This window comes from Pseudomonas sp. LG1D9 (genome assembly GCF_002949995.1).
Lineage (GTDB): Bacteria > Pseudomonadota > Gammaproteobacteria > Pseudomonadales > Pseudomonadaceae > Aquipseudomonas > Aquipseudomonas proteolytica.
Window position 1 is genome coordinate 1,587,804 of sequence record NZ_CP026881.1, and the last position, 15,825, is coordinate 1,603,628.

General features: G+C 60.8%; 15 protein-coding genes. 6 read left to right on the forward strand and 9 right to left on the reverse strand.

What is annotated here, in order from left to right:
- Positions 1 to 26 precede the first annotated feature (26 nt).
- The 4 genes from C5F71_RS07630 to mreB all read right to left on the reverse strand — a co-directional run bounded on the left by C5F71_RS07630 (position 27) and on the right by mreB (position 3,414).
- On the reverse strand, positions 27 to 623 hold the full coding sequence (locus C5F71_RS07630) for a nucleoside triphosphate pyrophosphatase (protein ID WP_070994109.1): 597 nt from the start codon (positions 621 to 623) through the stop codon (positions 27 to 29).
- Positions 624 to 673: 50 nt separating this feature from the next.
- Positions 674 to 1,162 carry a rod shape-determining protein MreD gene (gene mreD / locus C5F71_RS07635; RefSeq protein WP_029291827.1) on the reverse strand — a complete coding sequence of 163 codons (489 nt, stop codon included), beginning with the start codon at positions 1,160 to 1,162 and terminating at the stop codon, positions 674 to 676.
- Positions 1,162 to 2,208: a rod shape-determining protein MreC gene (gene mreC / locus C5F71_RS07640; protein WP_029291829.1), complete on the reverse strand. Its 1,047-nt coding sequence runs from the start codon at positions 2,206 to 2,208 to the stop codon at positions 1,162 to 1,164. Before mreC ends, mreD begins: the two co-directional genes overlap by 1 nt.
- Positions 2,209 to 2,376: 168 nt before the next feature.
- Positions 2,377 to 3,414, reverse strand: a complete 1,038-nt coding sequence (mreB, locus tag C5F71_RS07645) for a rod shape-determining protein MreB (RefSeq protein ID WP_002555108.1) — start codon at positions 3,412 to 3,414, stop codon at positions 2,377 to 2,379.
- Positions 3,415 to 3,624: 210 nt separating this feature from the next.
- Between mreB and gatC the strand changes: the two genes are divergently transcribed.
- The 6 genes from gatC (at position 3,625) to C5F71_RS07675 (ending at position 8,851) form a co-directional block, all read left to right on the forward strand.
- The gene (gatC, locus tag C5F71_RS07650; protein WP_003216077.1) at positions 3,625 to 3,912 is read left to right on the forward strand and encodes an Asp-tRNA(Asn)/Glu-tRNA(Gln) amidotransferase subunit GatC; all 288 of its coding nucleotides are present in this window, start codon (positions 3,625 to 3,627) and stop codon (positions 3,910 to 3,912) included.
- Positions 3,913 to 3,928: 16 nt separating this feature from the next.
- A complete protein-coding gene (gatA, locus tag C5F71_RS07655; RefSeq protein WP_029291874.1) occupies positions 3,929 to 5,380 on the forward strand; it encodes an Asp-tRNA(Asn)/Glu-tRNA(Gln) amidotransferase subunit GatA in 1,452 nt (483 codons plus the stop codon).
- A 10-nt stretch (positions 5,381 to 5,390) separates the two neighbouring features.
- Positions 5,391 to 6,836 carry an Asp-tRNA(Asn)/Glu-tRNA(Gln) amidotransferase subunit GatB gene (gene gatB, locus C5F71_RS07660; protein ID WP_104910904.1) on the forward strand — a complete coding sequence of 482 codons (1,446 nt, stop codon included), beginning with the start codon at positions 5,391 to 5,393 and terminating at the stop codon, positions 6,834 to 6,836.
- Positions 6,837 to 6,993: 157 nt separating this feature from the next.
- Positions 6,994 to 7,365 (forward strand): septal ring lytic transglycosylase RlpA family protein, encoded by a 372-nt coding sequence (locus tag C5F71_RS07665; protein WP_029291879.1) that lies wholly within the window; start codon positions 6,994 to 6,996, stop codon positions 7,363 to 7,365.
- Positions 7,366 to 7,463: 98 nt separating this feature from the next.
- Positions 7,464 to 8,471: a calcium/sodium antiporter gene (locus tag C5F71_RS07670; RefSeq protein ID WP_371923373.1), complete on the forward strand. Its 1,008-nt coding sequence runs from the start codon at positions 7,464 to 7,466 to the stop codon at positions 8,469 to 8,471.
- The gene (locus C5F71_RS07675; RefSeq protein WP_092238280.1) at positions 8,468 to 8,851 is read left to right on the forward strand and encodes a carboxymuconolactone decarboxylase family protein; all 384 of its coding nucleotides are present in this window, start codon (positions 8,468 to 8,470) and stop codon (positions 8,849 to 8,851) included. The genes C5F71_RS07670 and C5F71_RS07675 overlap by 4 nt, the downstream gene beginning before the upstream one ends.
- Positions 8,852 to 8,971: 120 nt before the next feature.
- Here C5F71_RS07675 and C5F71_RS07680 read toward each other — a convergent pair whose 3' ends face one another.
- From C5F71_RS07680 to kdgD, 5 genes are all read right to left on the reverse strand, one after another.
- A complete protein-coding gene (locus C5F71_RS07680; protein ID WP_092238283.1) occupies positions 8,972 to 9,913 on the reverse strand; it encodes an AEC family transporter in 942 nt (313 codons plus the stop codon).
- Between the two features lie 167 nt (positions 9,914 to 10,080).
- A complete protein-coding gene (gene garD / locus C5F71_RS07685) occupies positions 10,081 to 11,634 on the reverse strand; it encodes a galactarate dehydratase (protein ID WP_092238286.1) in 1,554 nt (517 codons plus the stop codon).
- Between the two features lie 12 nt (positions 11,635 to 11,646).
- Positions 11,647 to 13,011, reverse strand: a complete 1,365-nt coding sequence (locus C5F71_RS07690) for an MFS transporter (protein ID WP_104910905.1) — start codon at positions 13,009 to 13,011, stop codon at positions 11,647 to 11,649.
- A 192-nt stretch (positions 13,012 to 13,203) separates the two neighbouring features.
- Entirely contained in the window at positions 13,204 to 14,649 is a 1,446-nt protein-coding gene (locus tag C5F71_RS07695) for an aldehyde dehydrogenase family protein (RefSeq protein ID WP_092238289.1), read from the reverse strand.
- 54 nt (positions 14,650 to 14,703) lie between these two features.
- Entirely contained in the window at positions 14,704 to 15,615 is a 912-nt protein-coding gene (gene kdgD, locus C5F71_RS07700) for a 5-dehydro-4-deoxyglucarate dehydratase (protein ID WP_029291893.1), read from the reverse strand.
- Positions 15,616 to 15,825: the final 210 nt, after the last annotated feature.

Sequence of the window (15,825 nt, forward strand, 5' to 3'; positions counted from 1 at the left end):
TTAAATGTGGCGCTGGAGTAACGCGTTCAGCGCACGGAAAGGTGTTGCCAACAGGGTATGCCGAAATGGCCCAGCAGTTCTGCTGTTTCGCAGACCGGCAGGCCAACGACTGCGGAGTAACTGCCATTGAGGCCGGCGACGAATACTGCCGCCAACCCTTGGATAGCATAGCCGCCCGCCTTGTCCTGGGGTTCCCCGCTGTGCCAGTAAGTCGTTGCCTCGTGTGTGGAAACCTTGCGAAAGCGCACGCGGCTACTGACCAGGCGCGTTTCGCAGCGCTGGCCATCGAGCACGGCAATGGCGGTGAGCACTTCGTGTTCACGATCAGAAAGGGCCAGCAACATGGCAAGGGCATCGGCCTGGTCAAGGGGCTTGCCCAGGATCCGGCCATCGAGGATGACGGCGGTATCGGCGCCCAGCACGCAGGCATTCGCGGTATCGGTCAATGTCGCCAGGCCTGCGGCGGCTTTGCCACGGGCCAGGCGTTCGACGTAGGACGCGGGCGATTCGTCGCCCAGGGGTGTTTCATCGATGGCGGCGTTGACCACGGTGAACGGCACGCCGATCTGGGTCAGCAGCTCGCGCCGCCGAGGAGAGCCGGAGGCCAGATAAAGCGCATGCATTGCAGACTCTCCCTGTGGGTTCGATAACCAGGCAGAGCCTCGCGACCCACTCAATTGATTTTATAGCGGCGACGCAACCCACGCAGGCCGAAACTGATCCATGGCCACAACAGCGCACTGACCAGGGCCGGCAAGACCAGCGCCAAGGTGGGTTGGCGGTTGCCGGTCAAGGCACTGAGCCACAGCTGCACCAGTTGGGCCAGGCCGAAGATCACCAGGATGACCAGGCACTGTTGCCACATCGGGAACATGCGCAAGCGTTGCTGCAACGACAGCACCAGGAAGGTAATCAGCGTAAGAATCAACGCATTCTGCCCGAGCAACGTGCCATACATCACGTCTTCAGCCAGCCCCAGGCACATCGCGGTGACCATGCCGACCTTATGCGGCAGGGCCAGGGCCCAGAATGCCAGGAGCAATGCCAGCCATAGCGGGCGCAGGATTTCCATGAATTGCGGCATCGGCGAAACGCTGAGCAGCATACCGATGGCGAAGGTCAACCAGACCATCCAGCCATTGCGTGAATGAGTACCGGCCATTATTGCGCCCCCTGTCGAGTGGTTGCCGGCGTGGGCGCCGCAGCAGGCGCAGTCGCCGCTGGTTTGACTGGCCGAGCAGGTTGGGCCACCGGCTTGGCCGGTGTCGCGGCAGCAGGCGTAGCGGGTACAACCGGTGTCGCCACAGGTGCCGCTGGCTTGGGTACGGTTGCCGGGATGATCGGCGTCGCAGTGCCGTCTTGCTTGTCCTGTGCTTCCTGGGCCTGGGCGGCGTCGTTGGCGCGCTCTTCCGGGGTGCGCGTGTCGCTGAACACCAGCAACAGGTAGCGGCTGCGGTTCAGCGCAGCCGTAGGCACCGCACGCACAATCGCAAAGGGCTGCCCGGAATCGTGGATCACTTCCTTGACCGTCGCCACCGGGTAGCCTGCCGGGAACCGCTGGCCAAGGCCGGAGCTGACCAGCAGGTCGCCTTCCTTGATGTCGGCAGTGTCTGCCACATGCCGCAGTTCCAGGCGCTCCGGATTGCCCGTGCCACTGGCAATCGCCCGCAGGCCGTTGCGGTTGACCTGCACCGGAATGCTATGGGTGGTGTCGGTCAGCAGCAGCACGCGGGAGGTATAGGGCATCAACTCCACCACCTGGCCCATCAGGCCACGGGCATCGAGCACCGGCTGGCCAAGGACCACGCCATCGCGCTCACCTTTATTGATGATGATGCGATGGGTGAAGGGGTTGGGGTCCATGCCGATCAACTCGGCCACTTCGACCTTTTCGTTGACCAGCGCGGAAGAATTGAGCAACTCGCGCAGCCGCACGTTCTGCTCGGTCAGGGCCGCCAGCTTTTGCATGCGCCCCTGCAACAGCAGGTTTTCGGTCTTGAGTTTTTCGTTCTCGGCAACCAGTTCGGTACGGCTGCCAAACTGGCTGGCCACACCTTGCCATAGCCGTTGCGGCAGGTCAGTGATCCAGTAGGACTGCATCAATACCAGCGACATTTGGCTACGCACTGGCTTGAGCAGTGTGAAGCGGGCGTCGACCACCATCAGCGCGACCGATAGCACGACCAGCACCAACAAGCGCACGCCCAATGAGGGGCCTTTAGTGAAGAGCGGTTTAATAGGCCGCTCCTCCCGGGCAGATATTCTCTTTATTCATACGGCATCAAACCGGCCTGGATGCAGATTGAAGAAGATAAACGCCAACAGGCAGCACTGCAAAGTGCTGCCTGTTGGCGAAACATGGCGTAACCAACGTTCTTATTCGCTGGAGAGCAGGTCCATGGTGTGTTTATCCATCATTTCCAGTGCACGACCACCGCCACGGGCCACGCAGGTCAGCGGGTCTTCGGCGACGATCACCGGCAGGCCGGTTTCCTGGGCCAGCAACTTGTCGAGGTCGCGCAGCAAGGCGCCACCACCGGTCAGCACCAGGCCACGCTCGGCGATATCGGAAGCCAGTTCCGGCGGCGATTGCTCCAGGGCGCTTTTTACCGCCTGAACGATAGTGGCCAGGGACTCTTGCAGAGCTTCCAGTACTTCATTGGAGTTCAGGGTAAAGGCACGTGGCACGCCTTCGGCCAGGTTGCGACCGCGCACATCGACTTCGCGTACTTCGCCGCCCGGGTAAGCGGTACCGATTTCCTGCTTGATGCGCTCGGCGGTGGATTCGCCGATCAGGCTGCCGTAGTTACGGCGCACATAAGTGATGATCGCTTCGTCGAAGCGGTCGCCGCCAACCCGTACGGATTCGGCATACACCACGCCATTGAGGGAGATCAGGGCGATTTCAGTGGTACCACCACCGATATCCACCACCATCGAACCGCGCGCTTCTTCAACCGGCAGGCCGGCACCGATGGCCGCAGCCATTGGTTCTTCGATCAGGAACACTTCGCGGGCACCGGCACCAAGGGCCGATTCACGGATGGCACGACGCTCCACCTGGGTGGATTTGCATGGAACGCAGATCAGCACACGAGGGCTGGGCTGCAGGAAACTGTTTTCGTGAACCTTGTTGATGAAGTACTGCAGCATCTTCTCGCAGACGCTGAAGTCGGCGATCACGCCGTCTTTCATCGGACGAATGGCGGCAATGTTGCCAGGTGTACGGCCGAGCATGCGCTTGGCCTCGGTGCCCACGGCAACGACACTTTTCTGATTACCATGGGTCCGAATGGCCACAACCGATGGCTCATTCAGGACGATACCGCGCTCGCGCACGTAAATAAGGGTGTTGGCAGTGCCCAGGTCGATGGAAAGATCGCTGGAAAACATGCCACGCAGTTTCTTGAACATGGGAAAGGGACCCTAGGCAACGCGTGGGTAAAAAAGTGCGGCAAACTCTAACAACGACAGGGATTTTGGGCAAGGCGCCAATGTGCTAAATTGGCCGACTTTCTGTGCACCTAACCCCACAATCGCGGCCTTATGACCGTAGAAATGCGGTAGTGTTCCGACAATCTAACACACGGATAGCTTCCGTTCTGTTTTCCACTGGAGAATCCCATGGCGCTTGAACGCTCCGACGTGGAAAAAATCGCTCATCTGGCCTGCCTGGGCCTCAATGAAGCCGATCTTCCACAGACCACCGCAGCCCTGAACAGCATTCTCGGGCTGGTCGACCAGATGCAAGCGGTGAATACCGACGGCATCGAACCCCTGGCCCACCCACTGGAAGCCAGCCAGCGCCTGCGCGCAGACGTCGTGACCGAACGCAATAATCGCGAGGCCTACCAGTCCATCGCACCAGCGGTCGAAAACGGCCTGTACCTGGTTCCGAAAGTCATCGACTAAAGGGAAAGAGCCTGCAATGCATCAATTGACTCTGGCCGAGATCGCCCGCGGTCTCGCCGATAAAAAGTTTTCGTCCGAAGAGCTGACCAAGACCCTCCTGGCGCGCATCGCCGCACTGGATCCGAAGGTCAACAGCTTCATCAGCCTCACCGAGGAACTGGCCCTGGGCCAGGCCAAGGCCGCCGATGCCCGTCGCGCCAACGGTGAAAGCGGCGCGCTGCTGGGTGCGCCAATCGGTCACAAGGACCTGTTCTGCACCCAGGGCATCCGCACCAGCTGCGGCTCGAAGATGCTCGACAACTTCAAGGCGCCCTACGACGCCACCGTCGTCGCCAAGCTGGCCGAAGCCGGGGCCGTGACCCTGGGCAAGACCAACATGGACGAATTCGCCATGGGCTCGGCCAACGAATCGAGCTACTACGGCGCGGTGAAAAACCCGTGGAACGCGGAGCACGTGCCCGGCGGTTCGTCCGGTGGTTCGGCCGCAGCCGTTGCCGCGCGCTTCCTGCCAGCCGCCACGGCCACTGATACCGGCGGCTCGATCCGCCAGCCCGCCGCCTTCACCAACCTCACCGGCCTGAAACCGACCTACGGTCGCGTTTCCCGCTGGGGCATGATTGCCTACGCGTCCAGCCTCGACCAGGGCGGCCCTCTGGCCCGCACTGCCGAAGACTGCGCAATATTGTTACAAGGCATGGCCGGTTTCGATGCAAAGGACTCCACCAGCATCGATGAGCCGGTGCCGGACTACAGCGCCAGCCTCAACACCTCGCTCAAAGGCCTGCGCATCGGCGTGCCGAAAGAGTACTTCAGCGCCGGTCTCGACCCGCGTATCGCCGAACTGGTGCACAACAGCATCAAGGCGCTGGAAAAACTCGGCGCGGTGATCAAGGAAATCAGCCTGCCGAACAACCAGCACGCGATTCCGGCTTACTACGTGATTGCTCCGGCCGAAGCCTCCTCCAACCTGTCGCGTTTCGACGGCGTGCGCTTTGGCTACCGCTGTGAAGACCCGAAAGACCTCACCGACCTGTACAAGCGTTCCCGTGGCGAAGGTTTCGGCGTGGAAGTACAGCGCCGGATCATGGTCGGGGCCTACGCCTTGTCGGCTGGCTACTACGACGCGTACTACCTCAAGGCGCAGAAAATCCGACGCCTGGTAAAGAACGACTTCATGGCGGCCTTTAATGAAGTCGACGTGATCATCGGCCCAACCACGCCGAACCCGGCCTGGAAACTCGGCGCCAAGAATGGCGACCCGGTGGCCGCGTATCTGGAAGACCTGTACACCATCACCGCCAACCTCGCAGGCTTGCCGGGCTTGTCCATGCCAGCCGGTTTCGTCGATGGCCTGCCGGTGGGCGTGCAGTTGCTTGCCCCGTATTTCCAGGAAGGCCGCTTGCTCAATGTGGCGCACCAGTACCAGTTGAATACTGACTGGCACACTCGCACCCCAACCGGCTTCTGAGGAGAACACTATGCAATGGGAAGTTGTGATCGGGCTGGAGATTCATACCCAGCTTGCCACCCAATCGAAGATTTTCTCCGGTAGCGCCACCACGTTCGGCTCAGAGCCCAACACCCAGGCCAGCCTCGTAGACCTGGGCATGCCTGGCGTATTGCCAGTGCTGAACCAGGAAGCGGTGCGCATGGCGGTGATGTTCGGCCTGGCGATTGACGCCGAAATCGGCCAGCACAACGTGTTCGCGCGCAAGAACTACTTCTATCCGGACCTGCCCAAGGGCTACCAGATCAGCCAGATGGAATTGCCGATCGTCGGCAAGGGCTACCTGGATATCCCCCTGGAAGACGGCACCATCAAGCGTGTTGGCGTGACCCGTGCGCACCTGGAAGAAGATGCCGGCAAGAGCCTGCATGAAGAATTCAATGGCGCCACCGGCATCGACCTGAACCGCGCCGGCACGCCGCTGCTGGAGATCGTGTCCGAGCCGGACATGCGCAGTGCCAAGGAAGCGGTGGCCTACGTTAAGACCATCCACGCACTGGTGCGCTACCTGGGCATTTGCGACGGCAACATGGCCGAAGGCTCCCTGCGTTGCGACTGCAACGTGTCGGTGCGTCCTAAAGGCCAGGTTGAGTACGGCACCCGCTGTGAGATCAAGAACGTCAACTCGTTCCGTTTCATCGAAAAGGCGATCAACACCGAAGTCCGTCGCCAGATCGAGCTGATCGAAGACGGCGGCAAGGTGATCCAGCAGACGCGCCTGTACGACCCGAACAAAGACGAAACCCGCGCCATGCGCAGCAAGGAGGAAGCCAACGACTACCGTTACTTCCCCGATCCGGACCTGTTGCCGGTGGTCATCGAGGATTCGTTCCTCAATGACGTGCGCGCCACCCTGCCAGAATTGCCACCGCAAAAACGCGAACGCTTCCAGGCGCAGTTCGGCCTGTCGGTGTACGACGCCAGCGTCCTGGCATCGAGCCGCGAGCAGGCCGACTACTTCGAAAAAGTCGTGAGCATCGCTGGCGACGCCAAGTTGGCGGCCAACTGGGTCATGGTCGAACTGGGTAGCCTGTTGAACAAACAGGGCCTGGAAATCGACGAAGCCCCGGTCTCGGCCGAACAACTGGGCGGCATGTTGCTGCGCATCAAGGACAACACCATCTCCGGCAAAATCGCCAAGACCGTGTTTGAGGCCATGGCCAGCGGTGAAGGCAACGCCGACGAGATCATCGAGAAGCGCGGCCTCAAGCAAGTCACCGACAGCGGCGCCATCTCGGCCGTTCTTGATGAAATGCTCGCAGCCAATGCGGAGCAGGTCGAACAGTACCGTGCGGCCGACGAAGCCAAGCGCGGCAAGATGTTCGGCTTCTTTGTGGGCCAGGCGATGAAGGCCTCCAAAGGCAAGGCCAACCCGCAACAGGTCAACGAATTGCTCAAGAGCAAGCTCGAAGGCTGATAACGGTTGCCGCCCTGTGGGAACCGGCTTATGTGGGAGCTGGCTTGCCTGCGATAGCATCACCTCGGCACATCTGAAAAACCGAGGCGCCCGCATCGCAGGCAAGCCAGCTCCTACAGGGGTCGGTTCCCATATCAATTTTGGGGACACCTTGAAAATGAAGCGTCTACTCGGCCTCTGCGCCCTGTTCTCCCTGCTCACCGGCTGCGCCAGCGGCATGATCGACCCCAACGGCTACGACGAAACCGGCACCGCGTCCTACTACGGCGCCAAGCACCATGGCAAGAAGACCGCCAGCGGTGAACCCTTCAACCAACACGCCCTGACCGCCGCCCACCGGCGCCTGCCATTCGGCACGCGGGTCAAGGTCACCAATCTTGCCAGCAACAAAACCGTGGTGGTGCGCATCAATGATCGCGGCCCGCATACCCGTGGGCGGCTGATCGATCTTTCACGCCAGGCCGCCGAGCAGTTGGGTATGCTGCGCAGCGGAACCGCGCGCGTGCGCGTGCAAGCCCTGAGCAACTGACTGACGGAGCCCGGACCATTTTCGGATTAAGCGCCCTTTCGCCCATAAGCCTGATTGAACTGACCAGCGGCCTGCTGCTACTGATTGCCGGTGCCGAAATGCTGGTACGCGCCGCCGTGCGCCTGGCCGCCAGCCTCAAAGTCCGGCCACTGATCATTGGCTTGAGCATCGTCGCCTTTGGCAGCAGCGCGCCGCAAATCGCCGTCAGCCTGCAGGCCACCCTGGCCGGCAATACCGATATTGCCGTGGGCAGTGTGATTGGCAGCAGCATCTTCAATATCCTCGTCACCCTGGGTCTTTCGGCGCTGATTATTCCCCTGCGCGTCTCGCGGCAACTGGTGCGCCTGGATATCCCGGTGATGATCGGCGCCAGCATGCTGCTGTTTATTCTCGCCAGTGATGAAGCACTGACACCGCTCGACGGCCTGACCTTGCTTGCCGCCCTGCTCGCCTACCTGGGCCTGTTGCTGTACCAGACCCGCCATTCGCGCCGCCCGCGGACCCGCGACACGGTGGTACAGGCGCCGTGGCTGAGCAGTTTGCTGTGGATGATCGGCGGGCTCGTGTTGCTGGTGTTCGCCGGGCATCTGGTGCTGGGCGCAGCGGTGGAAGTGGCCAGCGACCTGGGCCTGTCCGAGCGGGTGATCGGCCTGACCATCGTCGCCGTCAGCACCTCGCTGCCGTGCCTGGCGACCTCGCTGATCGCCGCCCTGCGCGGCGAGCGGGAGATTGCGGTGGGGAACGTGATCGGCAGCAACCTGTTCAACCTGTTGGGGGTTCTGGGTTTTACCGCGCTGGTGGCGCCGCTGCCCTTGTCGGTGTCGCCCAACGCCCTGGATTTTGACCTGCCGGTGATGCTCGGCGTCGTGGTGTTGTGCCTGCCCGTGTTTTACACCGGCTACCGCATCACCCGCGCCGAAGGCTTGCTGCTGCTGGGGCTGTACCTGGCGTACGGGCTGCACGTGGTGTCATTTACCACCGGCATGCCACTGGCCAACAAACTGGAACAACTGATGCTGTATTACGTCCTGCCAGCGCTGGTGGCCTTCCTGTTGTTCACCTCGCTGCGAGCCTGGCACCGCCAACACAAGAGGGAGTCGCAATGACCGATCAAGCGAAATCCGGCGTTGAAATGCGCCGCCAGGTAATGGGCGATGCATTTGTCGACCGCGCCCTGGGCAATGCCACCGAATTCACCCAGCCGTTGCAGGACTTCGTCAACGAACATGCCTGGGGCGGGGTGTGGAACCGTGAAGGCTTGCCGCTGAAGACGCGCAGCCTGATTACCCTCGCTGCGCTGACCGCCTTGAAGTGCCCGCAGGAGCTCAAGGGCCATGTACGCGGTGCGCTGAACAATGGCTGCACTGTTGAAGAAATTCGCGAAGCGCTGCTGCATTGCGCGGTGTATGCCGGCGTGCCGGCGGCGATCGATGCGTTTCGGGCGGCACAAGAAGTGATCGACAGTTATCAGCAAACCCCTGTGTAGGAGCGAGCTTGTTTCCGGGCGGCGTTCCGACGAAAAACTTCAGGGCGACGCGCTCTACCTGGATGTACGCGTTATCGTTAACGTTTTTCGTCGGAACGCCGCCCGGAAACAAGCTCGCTCCTACACCCAGCCCCCCGCCTGCAGCACAAAGATCCCGATATTGGTGGTCACCGCCGCCATCAATGTGGTGATCACGATAATCGCCGCCGCCAGCTCATGGTTACCCTGGGCCGCACGGGCCATGACAAAACTGGCAGCGGCCGTCGGTGCGCCAAAATACAGGAACAGAATCCCCAACTCCGGCCCCCGGAAGCCATACAGCCAGGCGCCGACGGTCGCCACGAGCGGCAGGCCGATCATCTTCACCAGGCTGGCGCTTAATGCCATGTTGCCGCTCTGGCGCAATGCGGCCAGCGACAGAGTGCCGCCAATGCAGATCAGCGCCAGGGGCAGCGTCATATCGGCCAGGTACCGCCCGGAGGTTTCCAGCCAATTGGGCAAGCCAATCTGGAAATAGGCAAACGGTGTCGCAGCAATCACACTGAGGATCAGCGGGTTGGCCAGTACGCTCTTGCAGATACTCCACGGGTCAGACTTGATCACTGGGCTGTAGACCGCCAACACAATGGTCGACAGGGTGTTGTAAAACAGGATCACCAACCCCGCGAGGATCGCCCCGAGGGAAATGCCGTAGTCCCCATACATGCTGGCCGCCAGTGCCAGGCCGATCACCCCGTTGTTACCGCGAAATGCCCCTTGGGTATAGATACCCCGGTCCTCACGCGGGCAGCGAAAGATCGCCCAGCCCCAGGCCAGAGCAAAGCCGACCAGCGTGGCGACAGAGAAATAGATCAGCAGTTCTGGCTTGAGCGCCGAATGCAGGTCGGCGTGCAGAATCCCCAGAAACAGCAACGCCGGCATGGTGACGTTGAACACCAGGGACGATGCGGTGTGGATAAAGTTGTCGTTGATCCAATTGATGCGCTTGAGCAGGACGCCCAGAAACAACATGGCAAATACCGGCGCGGTGATTGTCAGGGTTTGCAGGAATATAGCCAGCATGCTGGGGAGAACCTTGGGTGAGCTTCGGTAGGTGGCTAATGATAAGCCAAACAGCCCAGCGCCGCCTGACAGGCCGCTTTCGCGAGCAAGCCCTCTCCCACATTTTTGTCCGTGCTCCTACAGGAATGTGTGAAGCGGGCTTGCTCGCGATTACAGGCAACTCGGTCTCAGGTAATAGGCGCCGGGTTGAACAAGGTGATGTCATTGTGCAGCTTGTGCTGCTCGGCCCAGGTCTGCTTTTTGCCGCTGGCCACGTCCAGGTAGAAGTGGAACAACTCCCACCCCAACTCCTCGATGGTCGCACGCCCAGTCGCGATCCTTCCGGCATCGATATCGATCAGGTCTGGCCAGCGCTGCGCCAACTCCGTACGGGTCGAGACCTTCACCACGGGGGCCATCGCCAACCCATAGGGCGTGCCCCGCCCCGTGGTGAACACATGCAGGTTCATCCCCGCCGCCAGTTGCAAGGTGCCACAGACAAAATCGCTGGCCGGCGTCGCGCAAAAGATCAGGCCTTTGCCCTTGAACCGTTCGCCAGGCCCAAGCACACCATTGATCGCGCTGCTACCGGACTTGACGATGGAGCCCAGGGACTTCTCGACAATGTTCGACAGGCCGCCCTTCTTGTTGCCCGGCGTGGTGTTGGCGCTGCGGTCGGCCTCGCCCTTGGCCAGGTAGCGGTCGTACCAGTCCATTTCCCGTACCAGTTCGCGGGCAACTTCCTGGTTTTCGGCGCGGGAAGTCAGCAGGTAAATGGCGTCGCGCACTTCAGTCACTTCGGAAAACATCACCGTCGCCCCGGCCCGCAGCAACAGGTCCGAGGCGTAGCCCAGCGCCGGGTTGGCGGTGATCCCGGAAAACGCGTCGCTCCCCCCACATTGCATGCCGAGGATCAGTTGCGCAGCCGGTACCGTTTCCCGCCGGCGCAGGTCGAGTTTTTTCAGGCGGGTTTCGGCCAGTTCCATGATCTGTTCGATCATTTCGGTAAAACCGTGGCTGGCGTCCTGTAGGCGATACAGCCACGGTTCACTGAGGTCCACCGAGCTGTCGTTATCGTGCATCACCTGCCCGGCCTGCAACTTCTCGCAGCCCAGGCTGATCACCAACGCTTCGCCACCCAGGTTCGGGTTGCGCGCCAGATTGCGCACGGTGCGGATCGGGATATAGGCGTCGGTGGCGGTGATGGCCACGCCGCAACCATAGCTGTGGGTCAGTGCCACCACGTCATCGACATGCGGGTACTTGGGTAGCAACTCGTCCTTGATGCGCTTGACCGCATGGTCCAGCACGCCGGTCACGCACTGCACAGTAGTGGTGATGCCAAGGATATTGCGCGTGCCCACGGTGCCATCCGCATTGCGATAGCCCTCGAAGGTGAAACCTTCCAAGGGCGCCTGGGCTTCGGGCACTTCGGTGGACAGCGGCAAGCTGTCCAGCGGCGGCGCGGTGGGCATACGCAGTTGGTCTTCCTGGACCCAACTGCCGCGCGGTATCGGCTGCAAGGCGTAACCGATAGTTTGGCCGTAGCGAATGATCTGACCGCCTTGGGGGATATCTTCCAGGGTCACCTTGTGGCTCTGGGGAATGAACTCCACGGTCACCAGGCCGTCCGGGAACTCGGTCCCGGCCGGCACGCCTTGGTCGTTGACCACAATCACTACATTGTCGCGCTCGTGCAAACGGATGGAGCGCGGCGAGTCGGCATGTTCAATCAACTGCATCACACGGCCCCTTCAGGATTGCGCTTGGGAAAGGTTAGTCAACTCGGGGCCTTTGCTCGGCGGCTCATTGAGCACCACACGCTTGATCGGGCCGACAATCACCAGGTAACTGAATACTGCTACCAGCGCATTGGCGCCGACGAACACCAGGGCCCACTTGAACGAGCCGGTGGTGCTGATGATGTAGCCAATCACGATTGGCGTGGTGATGGAAGCCAGGTTGCCAAACGTGTTGAACAGGCCGCCGCTAAGGCCGGCGATTTGTTTTGGCGAGGTGTCAGACACCACCGCCCAACCCAGTGCGCCAACGCCTTTGCCGAAGAAGGCCAGGGCCATGAAGCCAACGACCATCCATTCCACATCCACGTAGTTGCAGGCAATGATGCTGCTGGAAACCAGCAAGCCGGCAATGATCGGGGCCTTGCGCGCGAAAGTCAGGGAATGGCCCTTGCGCAGCAGGTAGTCGGAAATCACCCCGCCCAGCACGCCGCCGATAAAGCCGCAGATCGCCGGGAGCGACGCGATGAAGCCGGCCTTGAGGATGGTCATGCCACGATCCTGTACCAGGTACACCGGGAACCAGGTCAGGAAGAAGTAGGTAATGCCGTTGATGCAGTACTGGCCCAGGTACACGCCGAGCATCATGCGATTGGTCAGCAACTGACGGATGTAATCCCACTTCGGCCCGTCGGTTTTCTTACCCTTGGCCTTGTTCTGATCCATATCGACCATCGCCCCATTGGCAGCGATGTGATTGAACTCGGCCTCGTTGATCAGCGGGTGCTGACGCGGGCTGTAGATCACTTTCAGCCAGATCAGGGAGAACACGATGCCGATCACGCCCATCACGATAAATACGTGCTGCCAGCCGAAGCTGTAGACGATCCACCCCATCAAGGGTGCAAACAATACCGTGGCGAAGTACTGCGCCGAGTTGAAGATCGCCGACGCCGTACCGCGTTCGGCGGTGGGGAACCAGGCCGCGACAATGCGCGCATTGCCGGGAAAAGAAGGTGCCTCTGCCAGGCCCACCAAAAACCGCAACATAAACAGCGCAACCACCGCAGTGGAGACCCCGAATTCACCGACATAGCCTTGCAGCACGGTGAACAGCGACCAGGTGAAGATGCTCAGGGCATAGACTTTTTTCGAACCGAACCGGTCCAGCAGCCAACCGCCAGGGATTTGCCCGGCCACGTAGGCCCAACCGAAAGCAGAGAAGATGTAACCGAGGGTGACGGCGTCGATGCCGAGGTCTTTTTGCAGGCTGGAACCTGCGATGGCGATGGTGGCGCGGTCGGCGTAGTTGATCGTCGTCACCAGGAACAGCATGAGCAAGATCAAATAACGGACGTGCGTCGGCTTGGTCGCTTGCATGTAGATGTACTCCCACTAATTATTTTTTTTGCGGGTAATTGTTGTGTGTTGCGTAACGCTGGCTCTTGTAGGAGCGAGCTTGCTCGCGAAAAACTTCAGGGCGACACGTCCTACCTGGATGTACGCGTTATCGTTGACGTTTTTCGCGAGCAAGCTCGCTCCTACAGAAATCCCCTCTTTCCAGGGCTGGGTTTATGAGCCGATGTAGCTGGTTTTCACCACGGTGTAGAACTCTTGCGCATAGCGACCTTGCTCACGCGAACCGTAGGATGAACCCTTCCGGCCACCAAAGGGAACGTGATAATCCACACCTGCGGTCGGCAGGTTGACCATCACCATCCCGGCCTGGGAGTGGCGCTTGAAGTGGTTGGCATACTTGAGCGAGGTGGTCGCGATGCCCGCCGACAGGCCGAAGTCGGTGTCATTGGCCATGGCCAGCGCCGCCTCGTAGTCCGCCACGCGCACCACGTTGGCCACTGGGCCGAAGATTTCTTCACGGCTGATACGCATGGCGGCCTCGCTGTCGGCAAACAGTGTCGGCGCCAGGAAATAGCCCTCGGTGTCGCAGGTCACCAGGCCACCACCGCTGACCAACCGCGCGCCTTCGCCTTGGCCGATATCGATGTACTTCAAGTCCTGGTCCAACTGGGCCTGGGACACGACCGGGCCGATATCCGTACCGGCATGCAGGGCATGGCCGACCTTGATCGATTGCATGCGCTCGGCCATGGCCGCGACAAACCGATCATGAATCCCGGCCGTCACGATAAAGCGACTCGATGCCGTGCAGCGCTGGCCAGTGGAGTAGAAGGCACTCTGCACCGACAGTTCGACGGCCTGCTTGAGGTCAGCATCGTCGAGAATGATCTGCGGATTCTTGCCGCCCATTTCCAACTGCACCTTGGCCTGGCGCGACACGCAGCTGACCGCGATCTGCCGCCCCACGCCCACGGAACCGGTGAAGCTGATGCCATCGACCTTCGAACTGTTGACCAGCGCATCGCCGACCACGCGACCACTGCCCATCACCAGGTTGAACACGCCACTGGGGAAGCCGGCGCGGGAGATGATTTCTGCCAGAGCCCAGGCGCAGCCGGGCACCAGGTCGGCCGGTTTGAGCACCACGCAGTTGCCATAGGCCAGGGCCGGGGCGATTTTCCAGGCGGGGATGGCAATCGGGAAGTTCCACGGGGTGATCAGACCCACCACGCCCAAGGCTTCGCGGGTGACTTCGACATTCACCCCTGGGCGCACCGACGGCAGGTAATCACCGGACAGGCGCAGGCACTCACCGGCAAAGAACTTGAAGATATTGCCGGCGCGGGTCACCTCGCCGATGGCTTCCGGCAGGGTCTTGCCCTCTTCGCGGGCCAGCAGCGTACCGAGTTCTTCGCGGCGGGCGAGGATCTCGCTGCCGACTTTGTCCAAGGCGTCATGCCGGGCCTGGATGCCGGAAGTCGACCACGCCGGGAACGCCGCGCGCGCGGCGTCGATGGCGGCGTCGACCTGGGCCAGATCGGCCTTGGCAAATTCGCCGATCACATCCGACAGGTCCGAGGGGTTGATATTGCTTGAGTAGTCAGCACCGGCCACCCACTGGCCACCGATGTAGTTGTCAAAACGCTTGGCTTGGGACACGAATCTTCTCCTGACGCAAAAAGCCGCTGATCACTCAGCGGCTTTATTCATGGGTTATTGCGCACCTTGCTTGTCGATCAGCGCGGCCAGGGCTTCATATTCTTCTGGCAGCAGATCGGTCAGCGGGGTGCGCACTGGGCCTGCGTCATAGCCGGCGATTTTTGCACCCGCCTTGACGATGCTCACGGCATAGCCGGCCTTGCGGTTACGGATGTCGAGGTAAGGCAAGAAGAAGTCGTCGATGATCTTGTCGACAGTGGCGTGATCTTCCCGGGCAATCGCGTGGTAGAAGTCCATCGCGGTTTTGGGAATGAAGTTGAACACCGCCGAGGAATACACCGGGACGCCAAGCGCCTTGTAGGCCGCGGCGTAAACCTCGGCGGTCGGCAGGCCGCCCAAGTAGCTGAAACGATCGCCCAGGCGACGGCGGATCGACACCATCAGTTCGATATCGCCCAGGCCATCCTTGTAGCCGATCAGGTTCGGGCAACGTTCGGCCAGGCGTTCGAGCAGTGGCGCGGTCAGGCGGCAGACGTTGCGGTTGTACACCACCACACCAATTTTTACCGACTTGCACACAGCCTCGACATGGGCGGCGACGCCGTCCTGGCTGGCTTCGGTCAAGTAGTGGGGCAGCAGCAGCAGACCCTTGGCCCCCAGGCGCTCGGCTTCCTGGGCGTATTCGATAGCTTGGCGCGTGGAGCCGCCGACACCGGCGAGGATCGGCACACTGGTGGCGCAGGTATCAACGGCGGTTTTCACCACTTGGGAATATTCACTGGCTGCCAGGGAGAAAAACTCACCGGTGCCGCCTGCCGCGAACAAGGCAGTGGCGCCGTAGGGGGCCAGCCACTCCAGACGCTTGATGTAACCCGCCTGGTTGAAATCACCCTGGGCATTGAAATCGGTGACCGGGAAAGACAGCAGACCGTGGGAAAGGATGGACTTCAGTTCTTGTGGATTCATTATTCGAACACCCTGGATAACGACTGATACTGGGGAATGGTTTTTGTTGTCGTACGTCATCGTACAACTATAAAAATATTCGTCAACACTATTTCGTCGACTTGCATGGGTCTCGAGGGCGTTTACTTGCAACCCCCTTGACGTAGGAAATTGCTCCGCTATTCTTGCAATAGCTGTATATACATACAGCTATCAAGGAAGAATCCTACG

What these genes read in the sequence shown, in the direction of transcription:
- C5F71_RS07630 (WP_070994109.1), bottom strand. Translation starts at nt 623, where the DNA reads ATGCATGCGCTTTATCTGGCCTCCGGCTCTCCTCGGCGGCGCGAGCTG.
- mreD (WP_029291827.1), bottom strand. Translation starts at nt 1,162, where the DNA reads ATGGCCGGTACTCATTCACGCAATGGCTGGATGGTCTGGTTGACCTTC.
- mreB (WP_002555108.1), bottom strand. Translation starts at nt 3,414, where the DNA reads ATGTTCAAGAAACTGCGTGGCATGTTTTCCAGCGATCTTTCCATCGAC.
- gatC (WP_003216077.1), top strand. Translation starts at nt 3,625, where the DNA reads ATGGCGCTTGAACGCTCCGACGTGGAAAAAATCGCTCATCTGGCCTGC.
- gatA (WP_029291874.1), top strand. Translation starts at nt 3,929, where the DNA reads ATGCATCAATTGACTCTGGCCGAGATCGCCCGCGGTCTCGCCGATAAA.
- gatB (WP_104910904.1), top strand. Translation starts at nt 5,391, where the DNA reads ATGCAATGGGAAGTTGTGATCGGGCTGGAGATTCATACCCAGCTTGCC.
- C5F71_RS07665 (WP_029291879.1), top strand. Translation starts at nt 6,994, where the DNA reads ATGAAGCGTCTACTCGGCCTCTGCGCCCTGTTCTCCCTGCTCACCGGC.
- C5F71_RS07670 (WP_371923373.1), top strand. Translation starts at nt 7,464, where the DNA reads ATGCTGGTACGCGCCGCCGTGCGCCTGGCCGCCAGCCTCAAAGTCCGG.
- C5F71_RS07675 (WP_092238280.1), top strand. Translation starts at nt 8,468, where the DNA reads ATGACCGATCAAGCGAAATCCGGCGTTGAAATGCGCCGCCAGGTAATG.
- C5F71_RS07680 (WP_092238283.1), bottom strand. Translation starts at nt 9,913, where the DNA reads ATGCTGGCTATATTCCTGCAAACCCTGACAATCACCGCGCCGGTATTT.
- garD (WP_092238286.1), bottom strand. Translation starts at nt 11,634, where the DNA reads ATGCAGTTGATTGAACATGCCGACTCGCCGCGCTCCATCCGTTTGCAC.
- C5F71_RS07690 (WP_104910905.1), bottom strand. Translation starts at nt 13,011, where the DNA reads ATGCAAGCGACCAAGCCGACGCACGTCCGTTATTTGATCTTGCTCATG.
- kdgD (WP_029291893.1), bottom strand. Translation starts at nt 15,615, where the DNA reads ATGAATCCACAAGAACTGAAGTCCATCCTTTCCCACGGTCTGCTGTCT.